The 14498-nt window shown below is 60.0% G+C and carries 14 protein-coding genes; all 14 read right to left on the reverse strand.

Annotated elements, in window-relative coordinates; all coding sequences use genetic code 11:
- Nucleotides 1-55: 55 nt before the first annotated feature.
- The 14 genes from lgt to ACGG9J_RS01205 all read right to left on the reverse strand — a co-directional run bounded on the left by lgt (nucleotide 56) and on the right by ACGG9J_RS01205 (nucleotide 14449).
- Entirely contained in the window at nucleotides 56-967 is a 912-nt protein-coding gene (lgt, locus tag ACGG9J_RS01140; RefSeq protein ID WP_390132857.1) for a prolipoprotein diacylglyceryl transferase, read from the reverse strand.
- A gap of 38 nt (nucleotides 968-1005) precedes the next feature.
- Nucleotides 1006-1881 carry a tryptophan synthase subunit alpha gene (gene trpA / locus ACGG9J_RS01145; RefSeq protein WP_390132859.1) on the reverse strand — a complete coding sequence of 292 codons (876 nt, stop codon included), beginning with the start codon at nucleotides 1879-1881 and terminating at the stop codon, nucleotides 1006-1008.
- On the reverse strand, nucleotides 1881-3986 hold the full coding sequence (gene trpB / locus ACGG9J_RS01150; RefSeq protein WP_390135272.1) for a tryptophan synthase subunit beta: 2106 nt from the start codon (nucleotides 3984-3986) through the stop codon (nucleotides 1881-1883). The genes trpA and trpB overlap by 1 nt, the downstream gene beginning before the upstream one ends.
- A 43-nt stretch (nucleotides 3987-4029) precedes the next feature.
- Nucleotides 4030-4464 (reverse strand): phosphoribosyl-AMP cyclohydrolase, encoded by a 435-nt coding sequence (hisI, locus tag ACGG9J_RS01155; RefSeq protein ID WP_390132861.1) that lies wholly within the window; start codon nucleotides 4462-4464, stop codon nucleotides 4030-4032.
- A 149-nt stretch (nucleotides 4465-4613) separates the two neighbouring features.
- Entirely contained in the window at nucleotides 4614-5390 is a 777-nt protein-coding gene (gene hisF, locus ACGG9J_RS01160) for an imidazole glycerol phosphate synthase subunit HisF (protein WP_390132863.1), read from the reverse strand.
- A gap of 98 nt (nucleotides 5391-5488) precedes the next feature.
- A complete protein-coding gene (rlmN, locus tag ACGG9J_RS01165; RefSeq protein ID WP_390132866.1) occupies nucleotides 5489-6676 on the reverse strand; it encodes a dual-specificity RNA methyltransferase RlmN in 1188 nt (395 codons plus the stop codon).
- Between the two features lie 64 nt (nucleotides 6677-6740).
- Nucleotides 6741-7730, reverse strand: a complete 990-nt coding sequence (locus ACGG9J_RS01170) for a phosphatidate cytidylyltransferase (protein WP_390132868.1) — start codon at nucleotides 7728-7730, stop codon at nucleotides 6741-6743.
- A 25-nt stretch (nucleotides 7731-7755) separates the two neighbouring features.
- The gene (frr, locus tag ACGG9J_RS01175) at nucleotides 7756-8310 is read right to left on the reverse strand and encodes a ribosome recycling factor (RefSeq protein WP_390132870.1); all 555 of its coding nucleotides are present in this window, start codon (nucleotides 8308-8310) and stop codon (nucleotides 7756-7758) included.
- A gap of 114 nt (nucleotides 8311-8424) precedes the next feature.
- Nucleotides 8425-9180 carry a UMP kinase gene (gene pyrH / locus ACGG9J_RS01180; protein ID WP_390132872.1) on the reverse strand — a complete coding sequence of 252 codons (756 nt, stop codon included), beginning with the start codon at nucleotides 9178-9180 and terminating at the stop codon, nucleotides 8425-8427.
- Between the two features lie 215 nt (nucleotides 9181-9395).
- The gene (gene tsf, locus ACGG9J_RS01185) at nucleotides 9396-10247 is read right to left on the reverse strand and encodes a translation elongation factor Ts (RefSeq protein ID WP_390132874.1); all 852 of its coding nucleotides are present in this window, start codon (nucleotides 10245-10247) and stop codon (nucleotides 9396-9398) included.
- A gap of 75 nt (nucleotides 10248-10322) precedes the next feature.
- On the reverse strand, nucleotides 10323-11165 hold the full coding sequence (rpsB, locus tag ACGG9J_RS01190; protein ID WP_390132876.1) for a 30S ribosomal protein S2: 843 nt from the start codon (nucleotides 11163-11165) through the stop codon (nucleotides 10323-10325).
- A gap of 225 nt (nucleotides 11166-11390) precedes the next feature.
- Entirely contained in the window at nucleotides 11391-11873 is a 483-nt protein-coding gene (locus ACGG9J_RS01195; RefSeq protein ID WP_390132878.1) for a peptide deformylase, read from the reverse strand.
- A 3-nt stretch (nucleotides 11874-11876) separates the two neighbouring features.
- Complete coding sequence (locus ACGG9J_RS01200) at nucleotides 11877-13856, reverse strand: AMP-dependent synthetase/ligase (RefSeq protein WP_390132880.1); 1980 nt, start codon at nucleotides 13854-13856, stop codon at nucleotides 11877-11879.
- Nucleotides 13857-13894: 38 nt separating this feature from the next.
- Nucleotides 13895-14449, reverse strand: coding sequence for a hypothetical protein (locus ACGG9J_RS01205; RefSeq protein WP_390132882.1), 555 nt, complete (start codon nucleotides 14447-14449; stop codon nucleotides 13895-13897).
- Nucleotides 14450-14498 lie beyond the last annotated feature (49 nt).

Genomic DNA, 14498 nt, shown 5'->3' on the forward strand with positions numbered 1-14498 from the left:
AACCAGTTTGTGGCCCACTCGCACACGTCCCGACTCTTGGATAGCGTCCCCTGTTCTACTTGCTCTTGGCCAAGGACTCCTGGCGCTCCTCGAGCTCGGTGATGGTCCGCAGCTTTTCGGACAACAGAGAAGTGGGCTTGCCCTTGCGCGCTATGAGCACAAAGGCCGCAGCGGCCAGGATGAAGACGGTCATGGAAACCCAGACGTTAACCCTGACCCCTAGGAATTCGTGGGCGAAGTCGATGCGAAGAGCCTCGATCCAGGTGCGCCCCAGCGTATACCACATCACATACAGAGCGAAGAGAGATCCGGCCTTGAGGACGTTCACCATCTTGTGGCCAATCCAGACCAGAAGTGCCGCGCCAATCAGATTCCAAATCATTTCATACAAAAATGTGGGCTGGAAGAGGGTTCCCGTCGGACAGGTGGCCCCGTCATAGCACTGTTCGCTGCTGCCAATGGCGGAACCGGCTGCATCGATCTTCAGTCCCCAGGGCAGTGTGGTGGGAGCACCGTAGAGCTCCTGATTGAACCAGTTGCCCAGCCGCCCGATGGCCTGGGCAACCAGAAGGGCTGGAGCCACGCTGTCGGCCAGAAGGGCGGTCGGATAATTCTTGTGCCGGCACAAGGCCCAGGCCGCCAGGGCTCCCAGGAGGACCGCACCCCAGATGCCCAGACCGCCACGCCAGATGCGAAGGATGTCGGCCGGATTGCCATCAGCCCCAAAGTAGCGCTCAGGGGTGGTGATGACGTGATAGAGCCGTGCACCGATAATGCCAGCCGGCACCGCGCAGATGGCTATATCCAGAATCTGGTCGGTCCGGCCGCCCTCCTTCTTCCAGCGTCTGGCCGTGATCCAGGCGGCCACGATAATGGCCAGGAGCATGGTCAGGGCATAGAACCTGACGGTGACCGTCCCCAGGTGAAAGCTGGATATTCCCGGCGATGGAATGTAGGCAAGCGTCATAAGGCCTATAGTCTAGCCCTTGGACCTTACAGCTCCTCTCACTTCCCAGGATGGGATATGCCCCAACGCAGATCAGAGCAAACCTCAGCCAGGTCCGCCAGTGCCTTCTTGCGGTCCTTTCGCGGCCTGCCATGATCGTCCAGAAGGCAGTGGACCAAGGCCGAGCCGACGATTACCCCGTCCGCATAGGCGCCGACCTGGGAGGCCTGCTGGGCGGTCGAAACTCCGATGCCCACGCATACATAAGGAGCGCCGGCCTGTCTGACCCGAGCGACCAAGTCCTTAGCCGAATCGGACATGCTGGCTCGTTCGCCGGTCACGCCCATCCGTGAGGTCGCGTAGACAAACCCTCTGGCAGCTTGGGATGTAAGACGCAGACGTGCATCAGAGGAATCGGGCGAGACCAGATAGACTCGGTCAAGACCATACCGGTCTGACTGTTCTATCCATTCCCCGGATTCGTCGACTATCAGATCAGGTGTGACGAGTCCAGACCCACCTGCCTGGGCCATGCGCTGGGCAAAATCCGCTACACCGTGATGCATGATCAGGTTCCAGTAGCTCATGACCAGGGCTCTTGCGCCGTCCGCCTGAACCTGCTGGACCGCGTCAAAAACACCTTCGACTTTGACACCATTGTCGATAGCACACTTGCTGGCCGCCTGGATGACTGGGCCATCCATGACCGGGTCGCTGTAGGGCAGCCCTATCTCGACGATATCGACACCGCTGTGCACCATGACCCGCATAGCTTCCAAGGATGTGGGCACATCGGGGAATCCATAGGGGAAGTACCCGATGAAGGCCGGCCTGCCCTGCCGACGAAGAGCCTGGAGAGTGGTCGCCACCGGGCTAGGTGCCCGACTGAACCCCCTTGGCTGGGTTGGGACTTGTTGAAATACTTGCCTGACCATTATCGGGCCTCCTCATCCGCTTGACCGTTCTTGCCGTGTCCGCCCTGAGCTTCCAGAGCGCTGGCCTCCTGCTCGGACAGGTAGCCGAACCATCTGCCCGCTGTGGCTACATCCTTGTCGCCTCTGCCCGAGATATTGATCAGAATTACAGGATTGTTGACCCCCTTGGCCAAAAGGTCAGCGGATGCCTTGCTGGCACCGGCTAAGGCGTGCGAAGACTCCAGAGCTGGGATGATGCCTTCGGTCTGGCACAGGTCGCTGAAAGCCTGCATGGCCTCCTGATCAGTTGCGTAGTCATACTTGACCCTGCCTATGTCGTGCAGCCAGGCATGCTCTGGACCCACCGAAGCGTAATCCAGGCCGGCGGAGATTGAATAGGTGTCCATAGTTTGGCCCTGGTCGTCCTCCAAAAGGTAGGACTTGGTTCCCTGGAAGACGCCGACTTGGCCTGTCCCGGGCGACAGACGGATGGCATGCTTGCCCGACTTGGGCCCGTTTCCGCCAGCCTCGTAAGCGTAAAGGGACACCCGTGGATCATCCAGGAAAGTGTTCATGATGCCGATGGCGTTGGAGCCTCCGCCGACGCAGGCCACAACCCCGTCAGGGTGGTCGATACCGTATGCGGAAAGCTGAGCGGAGGCCTCTTCTCCGATGATCTTCTGAAAGTCCCTGACGATGGTCGGGAAGGGATGAGGGCCGGCAACCGTGCCCAGAAGATAGTGGGTGGATTCCACATTGGTCACCCAGTCGCGCAAAGCCTCGTTAATAGCGTCTTTGAGAATCCTCGTTCCGGTAGTTACCTCGACGACTTCCGCTCCCAGCATCTTCATTCTGGCTACGTTTAGTGCTTGTCTGCGGGCGTCGACCTGTCCCATGTAGATTCGGCACTTGAAGCCCAGGAGGGCGCAGACCGTAGCCGTAGCCACGCCATGCTGCCCGGCGCCGGTCTCTGCTATGACGCGGCTCTTGCCCATGCGCTTGACCAAAAGCCCCTGACCCAGGGCATTGTTGATCTTGTGGGCGCCCGTATGATTCAGATCCTCCCTCTTCAAGAAGACCCTGACCTGACCACCGACCCGATCGCTGATCAGTTTGGCGAATCGAGGAGCCGGCGTCAAGGCCGAAGGGCGCCCGACATACACGCGGTTGAGCCTATTCAGCTCCTCCTGGAAGGCCGAATCAGCCTTGGCATCCTTATAGACGCGCTCCAGCTCGTCAAGGGCGCCGACCAGTGCCTCAGGCATGAATCGTCCTCCGTATGGGCCGAAATAGGGACCGTCATGGGTCGAGAGAGGCATGGCCTCTGCGGCCTTGAACCGGTGACCAGCCTGAACCAGCAGGCGGACTGTCCCCTCCTGATCCTGGGAGGTGACCAGGCCCTCTCCTATAAGGACAGCATCGGCGCCTGCCTGGGCATATTGCTCCAGCTCGACTGTGCCGAACACCCCTGACTCGGCCACTTTGACCACGTCCTTGGGCAGTTTGGATGCCAGTCGGGCATACTGGCCAACGTCAACACTCAAGTCTTTCAGATTGCGGGCGTTGATGCCGACAACCCGGGCCCCTGCCGTTACGGCACGCTCGATCTCCTGTTGATCATGCGTCTCAACCAGGGCAGTCATACCCAGGCTTCCGGCAAGCTTGAGCAGGTGTTTGAGTCTGGTGTCATCCAGAGCTGCCACAATCAGCAGGATCATATCGGCACCCTTGGCCCTGGATTCCCAGACCTGGTAGTCGGAAACGATGAAGTTCTTGTTAAGCACAGGAATGCCCACGGCTTGTCTGACCTGCCGCAGGTCATCCAAAGATCCCAGGAAACGCCTGCCCTCGGTCAGAACCGATATGGCCGAAGCACCTCCATTGGCATACTGCCTAGCCAAGGCGGCAGGATTTTTAATATCGGCAAGATGCCCCTTGGAAGGCGAAGCGCGCTTGATCTCTGCAATGACCGGAACGCCGGCGCTCTCCCTGAGCAGCCGGGCAGCATCCAGAGGCTTTCGCCTCATGCTCCTGACCTGTTTCTTGAGCTCTTCCAGGGAAATCTCCTGCTCCCGGCTCCTGGCATCCTCTACAGCGCCCGCCACGAGTTCATCCAGGACGGTCATAGAGCCCGTCTTTTCTGCTTCCTGTGTGTTCACTGCCTTAGCCTTAGCGTCTTTCTGCACTGGACTGCCTTTCCTTGTTCTGCATTTGCGTCTGTGTACGATTGCCCTGCACCGCAGGCAGTGGTCCTCCGGCTTCAAAACACGACCGGTGCCCTGTGTGACAGGCCGCTCCCACCTGGTCAACTTCGACAAGAAGCGCATCCCCATCGCAGTCAATGCTGACTCCCTTGACGTATTGGACATGCCCGGAGGTGTCGCCCTTGCGCCAATATTCCCGTCTGGAACGGGACCAGAAAGTGACCCTTCCAGTGGTCAAGGTACGTCTGAGGGCCTCCTCATCCATATACCCGACCATGAGCACTTGGCCGCTGTCATACTGCTGGACTACGGCGGCCACGAGCCCCTGGCCATTCTTCTTGAGCCTGGCCGCTATGCTTGGATCCAGACGTTCTTCCTGATTGTTCGAAGACTGTGACATTGATCCCCGTCCTCCTCGTTTCAGCTGATGTGTCCGACATGTCCTAGTCGGTTGAACTTTTATGGTATGGATATGGTTCCCAGAAGACTATTCGCATAGCCTGCAGATGCCATGCACCATGTGGTGCCGAAATTATTTGCCAGATAAGTTCAGGCCTGCCATCGAACCGGATATCCGGCCCTATGGAGCGCCTGCTTGACATCACTGATGGACACCTTGCCAAAGTGGAAGACGGAAGCAGCCAGAACCGCATCGGCTCCGGCCTTGATGGCGGGAGGAAAATCGGCAGCCTTGCCTGCTCCACCGCTGGCGATGAGGGGAAGGGATACAGCCTTGCGCACGTCAGCGATCATCTCCAGGTCGAAACCCTGGCGTGTGCCGTCTGCATCCATGGAATTTAGAAGGATCTCACCGGCACCGAGCTCCTGGGCCTGCCTGACCCAATCGATGGCGTCAATGCCGGTGGACTGGTGGCCACCCATGGTGGTCACTTCATATCCGGAGATAATTCCCTGTGCATCGGATCGGCGAGCGTCGACCGAAAGCACCAGGACCTGACGACCGAAGCGCTGGGCAATGTCGCCGATGACTTTCGGGTTGGCGATGGCAGCTGTGTTGATGCCAACCTTGTCGGCCCCGGACCTCAGGAGGGTGTCCACATCCTGTGGGGTGCGTACGCCACCGCCGACGGTCAGCGGGATGAAGATCTGGTCTGCAGTGCTCTTGACCAGGTCAACCATGGTGGCCCGACCGCTACCCGAAGCGGTCACATCCAAAAAGGTCAGCTCGTCAGCGCCCTGTTGGTAGTAAGCGGAAGCCAGCTCAACAGGGTCACCAGCATCGCGCAGATTCTTGAAGTGGACGCCTTTGACCACACGGCCCTGGTCGACATCAAGGCAAGGAATGACACGAACCGCTACCGTCATGCGACCTGCCTTTCTGCCTGGACCAATTTGTTTGAGTCAAGACCTTAGCTTCTCTATGGCCCCAAGGCTAAGGCATGTCCACATTGCAGAACACTGGATCAGGCCTGAAGCTTGACGGCCTTGGCTGCAAGCTGTCCGCAGGCGCCGTCGATGTCGGATCCGCGGGTGTCCCTCATGGTTGCAGCAATGCCTGCCTTGTGCAGGATGTCCAGGAAGCGCTGCTCATCCTCGGGCTTGGAGGCCGTCCAGCGTGAACCTTCAATCGGATTCAGAGGTATGGGGTTGACGTGCGCCCAGTCGTCCCCGTAGTGGTTGAGGCGCTTGGCCAGAAGGCGGGCATGTTCGGTCTGGTCGTTGATGCCGCGCATCAGGGCATACTCGATGCTGACCCGTCTGCCGCTGGCAAGGTAGTAGTCATGGGCCGCGTCCAGGACCTGCGTGGTATTGAAGCGGCGGTTCATGGGGACCAATTCGTCGCGCAGCCTGTCACTGGGGGCATGAAGGGAGACGGCCAGACGGACCGGTATCCCCTCTCGGGTCAGCTTGCGGATGCCGGGAACCACGCCGACCGTGGATACGGTGATGTTCCTGGCCGAGATTCCGAATCCCTTGGGCGGCAGTGCGCTGATCTGCCTGACTGCGGAAAGCACCGCCCGGTAGTTGCCCATGGGCTCGCCCATCCCCATAAAGACGATGTTGCTCAGACGTCCCGGGCCTCCGGCGACCTGCCCAGATCTCATCATGTAGGATGCGGCCCTGACCTGTTCCAGAATTTCGCCGGTCGACATGTTCCGGGTCAATCCAAGCTGACCTGTGGCGCAGAAGGGGCAGCCCATGCCGCAGCCGACCTGGCTGGAGATGCAGAGGGTGGCCCTGGAGGGATAACGCATGAGCACGGACTCGATCCTGGACCCGTCGAAGAGCTTCCAGAGGGTTTTGATGGTCGTGCCTTGATCCGCTTTCTGAACGGTGACCGGAGTGATCAGTTCAGGAAAGAAGCGGTGTGCGGCCTCTTGACGGCTGGACGCGGGAAGATCCGTGAAGTCGTCCGGATTGGTGGACAGATGGTTGAAATAGTGGTTGGCCAGCTGCGAGACCCGGAATTTCGGCAGGTTCAGTTGAGCGCAGACCTCCTGACGCTCCTGCTGGTCCATATCGGTAAAGTGACGCGGTGGCTTGCCTCGACGCGCATGGTCGGCCGCAAGCACGTCCCTGAAGGCGCCATCCTTGCCTCCGGGAGTGATGCCGGTCTCAGGCTCGGCATCGGCCATGTCGACATCTGTCATACCTTTACCTCATCCTGTATCAGTCATCCGACGGCCCCTCTGAGCATCGGACCATCAATTCCGGTCACAGACCAGTGACCAAAAGAACCAGTGTTATGAAGGGTGCAGACATGAGGATGGAATCCACCCTGTCCAGCACTCCGCCATGGCCCCTGAGCAGGTGGCCCATGTCCTTGATCCCAAGGTCGCGCTTGATCAAGGAGGCGCTCAGATCCCCCAGAGTGCCTGTGGCTCCGACCATGATGCCCATGAGCAGGGCGACCCACCAGATTCGTCCCCAATCCGCCATGGGATAGGTGGCTGCAAAAATGACCAGGGCGCCAACCAGGCAGCAGAGCATGGAGCCTGCCAGCCCTTCCAGGGACTTGCCGGGCGAGATGCGGGGCGAGATCTTGTGCTTGCCTAAGAGCGAGCCGAAGAGAAGACCGCCGATATCGCTTAAGGCGGGCAGGAAAATCACCATGAAGGCATGTGCGGCAGGATGCCCGCCAAAGGTGGTGGGCAGGGTTATCAGACAGGCAAGAAGGGTGATGTAGACAACGGTCAGGAGGGTGACGCCCACATTGGCCAGACTGCTTGATCGGCTTACCCCCACAGCGGCACCATAGGATGCATCGGCCATGGTCTGCGGATCCTTGCCCGACAGCTTGGCATTCACCGCCTTGACCAGACGACTACGCAGGCGGTGGTTGCGAGTGGCCGCAAGGGCCCCGACCAAGGCAGTGGCCAGAACACCGGCAGTCATGACCGCCACATGGTTCGGCGCGTAGAAAGAGGCCAGCATAGTGGCGGCTGAGCAGATCCACAGTTCGACCACCGGTATATGCAGGCCCGCAGTGGCGAAATCCACCCTGAGCTCCCAAAGCCCCAGGGTCATGAAAATCACAATCAGATAGACAAATGCGTCTATGCGCACCAGTATGCAGGCCAGGATGATAACTACCAGAAGCGCGCCAGTGGCCACTGCCTGCGGCATATTGCGCCCGGTTCGCTTGTTCAGGGTTGCGACGGCATCCTGGCCTGCCTTTTCGGCGGAGTTTTCCTTAGTACTCATGAACAGTGGATCCTCCCCATGCGGATCAGACCTCGAGGATCTCCTTCTCCTTGGCATCCAGAAGCTGGTCGATCATGTCGTTCTTCTGCTTAGTGACGGCCTCCAGCTCCTTCTGCAGCCGGTTGCCCTCATCCTCGCCCAGGTCGCCGTCCTTGACCTTGGCTTCCAGCTCCTCCTTGACCTTGCGCCGGATATTGCGGACAGCCACCTTGCCCTCCTCGGCCTTGTTCTTGGCCAGCTTGACGTAGTCCCGGCGGCGCTCTTCAGTCAGCTCGGGCATAGTGACCCTAATGACATTGCCGTCACGGCTGGGGTTGACGCCCAGGTCGGAATCCCGGATGGCCTTCTCGACTGCGCCTGCCTGGGATGGATCGAAGGGGGTGACAGCCAGGGTACGAGGCTCCGGGACGCCAATGGAGGCCAGCGACTTGATAGGCGTAGGAGTGCCGTAATACTCCACCATGATGTCGTTGAGGAAGGATGGGTTGGCACGCCCGGTCCTGATTCCAGAGAAGTTCTCCTTGGTCGCCTCGATGCTCTTGTCCATCTGCCTTCCGGCCTGGTCCACCACTGTGGTCATGATCTGCTCCTTGCTGTAAGGACCATCCGCCTGTGTGCGCGAGGTCCGTCATTCTTATACTCTACGGCCATCGGGCCACGGGGGCCAAGCGGCGCGGGGCGTTCCCGCAGCCGGTCACAGGGTACGGTCAGGACCGTCGTGGACCAATGTGCCAAGACGCTGTCCCTCGAGAGCTCCAGTCACGTTGCCTTCGCCCTCCAGCCCGAAGACTCGGATGGGCATGTCATTGTCCCGGGCCATGGACAGAGCTGCCGCGTCCATAACGGCCAAATTGTCCACCAGGGCCCGCTGGTAGCTCAGATTGGTGAACATGCGCGCAGAAGACTGCTTGTGCGGATCAGCTGTGTATACGCCATCCACTCCGTTCTTGCCCATGACAACCTCAACGCAGTGGATCTCCAGGGCCCGCTGGATGGATACTGTGTCTGTGGAGAAGTAAGGCATGCCGGATCCAGCGCCGAAAATGACCACGCGCCCTTTCTCCAGATGACGGATGGCTTTAAGAGGGATATAGGGCTCGGCTACCTGGCCCATGGTGATGGCAGTCTGCACTCTGGTGGCCTGTCCAGCCTGCTCCAGGAAGTCCTGTAGCGCCAGGCAGTTCATGACTGTGCCCAGCATGCCCATGTAGTCGCCGCGCGAGCGTTCAATGCCAGCCTGGCTGAGCTCAGCTCCACGGAAGAAGTTACCTCCTCCTACGACGATGGCCACCTGAACACCAGTGTGCACCGCCTGGACGATCTCCCTGGCCACCCGTTTGACCACCTGCACGTCGATGCCGACCTCGCCTCCGCCGAAGGCCTCTCCGGAAAGCTTGAGCAGCACACGACGAGGCGATGCTGGGTTTTGCGCTGAATCGGATCCGGTCATAAAAGCCCTTTCTCCAGACAATGACAGGCGTAACACACCCATAACAGGGTATCCAGGCTAGACGACAACCCCACCTTGAGTAGCCGCAAAAAATAGGCTCAGGATTAAAAAAGGGGAGCGACCATGGAAAGCCGCTCCCCTAATATGAATGCCTTCGTCTGCCTATCCCTCAAACAGGATCAGGCCAGGCAACCCAGGACATTGTTGGGCTGATACTACTCCTCGTCGCCCTTGCCGACCTCGAGACGAGCAAAGGCCAGAGCCTTGCCGTCTACCTGCTTGAAGAGGTCTCCGATGGTCTTGGAGGTGTCCTTGACATACTGCTGCTCCAGCAGGACGGTCTCCTTGAAGAAGGCGTTCAGGCGCCCCTCGACGATCTTGGGAATGATCTTCTCGGGCTTGCCTTCGGCCTGGGACTTCTCGGTGGCTACGCGACGCTCGGACTCCACCACGTCGGCGGGCACATCCTCGCGGCTGAGCCACTTGGGGCTCATGGCGGAGATCTGCAGGGCCACCTCATGGGCCACTTGGGCGCCGGCCTCATCAGTGGCGATCATGGCCACAATGGAGGGGGGCATTTCCACGGACTTGCGGTGGGCGTAAATCTCCACACGGGGACCTTCGACCCGGGCCACCTGGCCGACCTTGACGTGCTCATGGAAGAGCGCGCCGGCTTCCTCCACGGTCTCCTTGACGGTGCCGGACTTGGATGGAGCGGCATCGACCTGCTCGGCGTTGGAGGCATCAGCCTTGGCCACGTCGTCGATGACCTCCTGGCCAAACTCGACGAACTGAGGGGTCTTGGCCACGAAGTCGGTCTCGGAGTTGAGCTCGACGGCGTAGCCGATCTGACCCTGTCCGCCCTCAACGACGGTGGAGGCGATCAGACCCTCCTGGGCCTTGCGGCCCTCACGGGCGCCTGCGGCCTGGATGCCGGTGGCGCGGATGATCTCCTTGGCGCGGGCCATGTCGCCCTCGGCCTCAGTCAGGGCCTTCTTGACGTCCATCATGCCGGCGCCGGTCTGGTCACGCAGCTCCTTGATCAGTGCAGCGGTGATTTTTGCCATGAAACTCTCCTATCTGGTCTTCCCGGACTGTTGGCCCGAAAAGATTCCTGGATGCATCTATCTAGGCGCCAGGTTTCAGGCGGCCTGATCCGCAGCGGGGGTCTCCTGCTGCTGTTCTGCAGTCTCCTGGGCCTGCTCCTGCGGCTGTCCGTCCTTATTCTCCAGCAGGTTCTTCTCCCACTCGGCCATGGGCTGGTCGGAGGCCTCCTCGGTCTTGGCGGCCTTGCCGGAGCGCTCCAGCAGACCGTCGGCCACGGCATCAGCCATCAGCCGGGTCAGCAGCTCGACGCCGCGAATGGCATCGTCGTTGGCGGGAATGGGGTAGGTGACAAGCTCAGGATCCGTGTTGGTGTCCACCAGGGCCACGACCGGAATGCCCAGCTTGTTGGCCTCGGAGACCGCTAAGGCCTCCTTGTTGATGTCGACCACGAACAGCGCCGAAGGGGTGCGGTTCATGTTCCGGATGCCGCCCAGCTGACGCTCCAGCTTGTCCTTCTCGCGACGCAGAAGCAGAAGCTCCTTCTTGGTCAGCCCCGAGCCGTGCACGTCGTCGAAGTCCATCTCCTCCAGCTCCTTCAAGCGGCCGACCCGCTTGGTCACGGTCTGGAAGTTGGTCAGCATGCCGCCCAGCCAGCGCTCGGAGACGTAGGGCATGTTCACGCGAGTGGCCTGGCCCTTGATGGCCTCCTGGGCCTGCTTCTTGGTCCCCACGAAGAGCACAGTGCCGTTGTGGGCCACGGTCTGCTTGATGAAGTCATAGGCCTGGTCTATCAGACCGAGCGACTTGAAGAGGTTGATGATGTGGATGCCGTTGCGCTCCATCAGGATGTACTGCTTCATCTTGGGGTTCCAACGACGGGTCTGGTGTCCGAAGTGAACGCCGGCCTTCAGCATTTCGCTCATGGTGATCTGTGCCATGTCCGTACCTTTCATTGTCGGTTATTGCCTGGCCATGTGCACCTGCGTGCAACTCCGAGGAGCCGACCGACACAGGACGTCGCGGACATGGCGCGAATTTTCGGCGTGCGTTCGGGAACACTCTTGGCGCGCCTGCCCACCCGTGACAGCGGACCTGCGCAATGACACGCCGAAATATTATGATACCCGAGGCCGATGACCTCGGGTATCACGTTCGCCCTCTGCCTACCTGGCTGATCTCAGTTGCTGCATGGCCCTGCGGCGGACATCGCTCTCCAGCCGATCCACATAGACATGGCCGTCCAGGTGATCGCACTCGTGCTGGATCATCCGCCCCATGATGCCGTGACCTTCAAGAGTCACCGTTTTCCCGTCCAGATCGATGCCATGGGCTCGGGCGTAGTCGGCTCTTCTGGTCGGATACCAAAGGTTGGGCAGGGACAGACATCCCTCCTCGCCATACTGCTCGCCGGAGGTCTTGTCGATGACTGGATTGATGATGTAGCCCACCTTGCCGCCGATGTTGTATGAAAAGACACGCAGGCCTACGCCAATTTGATTGGCCGACAATCCGGCCCGGCCCGGGTCGTCAACAGTGTCCACCAGGTCACGCACCAATCTGCGCACAGCCGGGGTGATGCTGGTCACTGAATCGCAGGGGGTGCGCAGAACCGGATCGGGAACCACTCTGATCGTACGAATCGCCACTGCTTACTCCTCGTCATTCCGGCCGTCGCGGCCGTCCTTCTCGTCCTCTGATGCCACTTCCTCCTGGCGGCCATCACGTTTGCGCCCGGTCATGCTGGCCAAGGAATCGCTCATAGTGGTCCGCGCCCTGCTCACAAGGTCGCTCTCCTTGGCAGCTGGCTTGGCTGGCGTCCTGGGCGCATAGAGGACCTTGTCCACAAGTTCTGCATACTGGCGGAGCACCTCGGGGCGCACTACCTTCAGGCTGGGGGTCAGGGTACCGTCCTCCTGGCTGAAGTCCTTGTCCAGCACCAGGAACTTGCGCACCGACTCGGCCCGCGAAACGTTGCAGTTGGCCTTGTCCACATACTGCTGAATAAAGGCGTGGATGGCCTCGTTGTGGCTGGCCTGCTCCATGCTCATGTCAGCGTCCAGACCCTGGGAGGTCAGCCAGGACTTCAGCATGCCTGCATCCAGGGTGACCAGGGCACCTACAAAGGGCCTGCCGTCGCCCACGACCACGGCCTGGGAAACTATCGGACAGGTGCTGATGACATCCTCCAGAGGCGCCGGGCTCACGTTCTTGCCGCCGGCGGTGATGATGACGTCCTTCTTGCGGCCGGTGATGAAAACGAAGCCCTGATCGTCGATTTGGGCCAGATCGCCTGTGTGCAGCCAGCCATCCTCATCGAGAACAGTGGAATCCAGCTCGGGCTGATGGTAATAGCCCATGAAAACGCTGGGACCCTTGACCAGGAGCTCGTCATCGTCGCTCAGCCTGACCGTAATGCCTGAGCCTGGGCGGCCGACAGACCCCACCTCGTTTGCGTCTTCAAAGTTGACGATACAGGGGGCTGCCGTCTCGGTCATCCCGTATCCCTGAATGAAAGTGATCCCATCGATTCCATTGAAGAAGTGAGCCAGATCGGCATTCATGGGTGCACCGCCGCAGGCCAGGTAACTCAGGTTGGAGCCAAGGGCAGACTCGATCGTATTGCCGACGGTCTTGGTGTAGAAGGCGTGGGCAAGGCGCGTCAGAGGCGAATGGCCGCGCCCTTCCTGCTCATCCTTGGACCATTTGATGAAGTGTCTGGTCGCTTTCGCGAAGACCTTGCCGGCAAAGCCTGTGCCAGCCTTTTGCGAGGCGGCGTTGTAGACCTTTTCGAAGACTCGGGGCACGCCCAGCAGATAGGTGGGCCGGAAGGTGCGCAAGTCAGTCAGCAGGTGCTTGGCGTTGGAGACGTATCCCACCACGCCCTGAGCACCAATGGCCACATACTGGATGTAGCGGGCGAAACAATGCGCCAGGGGCAAGAAAAGCATCAGTCGGGAGGGCGCTGCCAGCATGTGGTAAAGCACATCCCAGCCCACGAAGACAATATGGACAAAGTTCCGGTTGGAGAGCATGGCGCCCTTGGGCTCGCCTGTTGAGCCCGAAGTATAGACGATGGTAGCCAGATCGTCGGCCTTGACCTGGGCAATGGCTTCATCCAGGCGTTCGTCGTCGATTCCCTGGCCGAATTCACTGACTGCGTTCAGTCCTCCGGCCTCGAAGTTGAAGACGTACTTGAGTTTGGGCGAGGACCCGCGAACCTGCTCCAGAATCTGCGCATGCTCCGAATCACCTGCAAAGGCCAGAACACAGTCCACGTCCTGAACAATCTTCTGGGCCTGACTGGGAGAATCGGTCTCGTAGATGGGCACCGAGATCGCACCGATGGCAGCGCATGCGAAGTCCGTGACCCCCCAGTCGTAACTGGTGGAAGCATAGATGACCACGGTGCTGCCCTTTTCCACGCCCAGGGCCATCATGCCCTTAGCCACAGCGCGGACCCGTGCGGACATCTGCCCGGCCTTGACATCGTGCCAGTTCCTGGTCATGGGATCCTGCCACTGGGCAACCAGCTCCTCAGGATCGCGGGCGGTGCGCTTTTCCAGGAGCGAATAGATGGTGTCCTTGTCCGTCGTCGGGTGTTGAAGCTCGACGGTATATTCACGCAACATACCCACCATCATATGGGTCACCCCGCCAAAGCCGCCGCCTAGCCCATGTCGAATCGCACACAGACCCAGCGCGAACCGCTTCTGGCTACGATCAGGTTGGCCAGCACCGTACGCTCGCCGACTAGGAATCCGATGGTGGTTTCGTACCGGTCAGGGTCTACGCGATAGATCTCGACCAGTGTAGGAATCAGCGGCAGGTAGGTCATGCCGATGTGATCCGCAGTACGGACCATGCCCAGATGCCGATCTTGCAGCAGTCGGGCCAGCAGGGACAATCGCTCCATGCAGACGCGGTTGAGAACACGGTCCAGGCACTTCATAGGCAAGCGTCCCCGCAGCACATCGAAAACCCTGGATGCCAGTGCACACAGGTTTACGAGAATACGCTTCAGGTCCTTTGACAGACCCTCATTCCCGGCAGCATCTCCCGGCCGGACGAAGTTGACGGTTCGCACTGTCAGTTTGATGTCGCCAAGTCCCAGCGGCACCTGTGTGCAGGTGGACGGCCACCAGCCGCCAAACTCCTGTCCTGTCGAATCTTCGATCGCTTGATCACGATCCCAGGCCGGCGCCAGATCCATGTACTCCGTCATGCTTCTCCCTCGCACTTCGATGTGCTTATTCCCCCCACCCCATGCCGAC

The organism is Bifidobacterium apicola (assembly GCF_042846865.1).
GTDB lineage: Bacteria > Actinomycetota > Actinomycetes > Actinomycetales > Bifidobacteriaceae > Bombiscardovia > Bombiscardovia apicola.

Coding starts and splice junctions, on each gene's coding strand:
- lgt (WP_390132857.1), bottom strand. CDS start 967: ATGACGCTTGCCTACATTCCATCGCCGGGAATATCCAGCTTTCACCTG.
- trpA (WP_390132859.1), bottom strand. CDS start 1,881: ATGGTCAGGCAAGTATTTCAACAAGTCCCAACCCAGCCAAGGGGGTTC.
- trpB (WP_390135272.1), bottom strand. CDS start 3,986: ATGACCGTCCTGGATGAACTCGTGGCGGGCGCTGTAGAGGATGCCAGG.
- hisI (WP_390132861.1), bottom strand. CDS start 4,464: ATGTCACAGTCTTCGAACAATCAGGAAGAACGTCTGGATCCAAGCATA.
- hisF (WP_390132863.1), bottom strand. CDS start 5,390: ATGACGGTAGCGGTTCGTGTCATTCCTTGCCTTGATGTCGACCAGGGC.
- rlmN (WP_390132866.1), bottom strand. CDS start 6,676: ATGACAGATGTCGACATGGCCGATGCCGAGCCTGAGACCGGCATCACT.
- ACGG9J_RS01170 (WP_390132868.1), bottom strand. CDS start 7,730: ATGAGTACTAAGGAAAACTCCGCCGAAAAGGCAGGCCAGGATGCCGTC.
- frr (WP_390132870.1), bottom strand. CDS start 8,310: ATGACCACAGTGGTGGACCAGGCCGGAAGGCAGATGGACAAGAGCATC.
- pyrH (WP_390132872.1), bottom strand. CDS start 9,180: ATGACCGGATCCGATTCAGCGCAAAACCCAGCATCGCCTCGTCGTGTG.
- tsf (WP_390132874.1), bottom strand. CDS start 10,247: ATGGCAAAAATCACCGCTGCACTGATCAAGGAGCTGCGTGACCAGACC.
- rpsB (WP_390132876.1), bottom strand. CDS start 11,165: ATGGCACAGATCACCATGAGCGAAATGCTGAAGGCCGGCGTTCACTTC.
- ACGG9J_RS01200 (WP_390132880.1), bottom strand. CDS start 13,856: ATGTTGCGTGAATATACCGTCGAGCTTCAACACCCGACGACGGACAAG.
- ACGG9J_RS01205 (WP_390132882.1), bottom strand. CDS start 14,449: ATGACGGAGTACATGGATCTGGCGCCGGCCTGGGATCGTGATCAAGCG.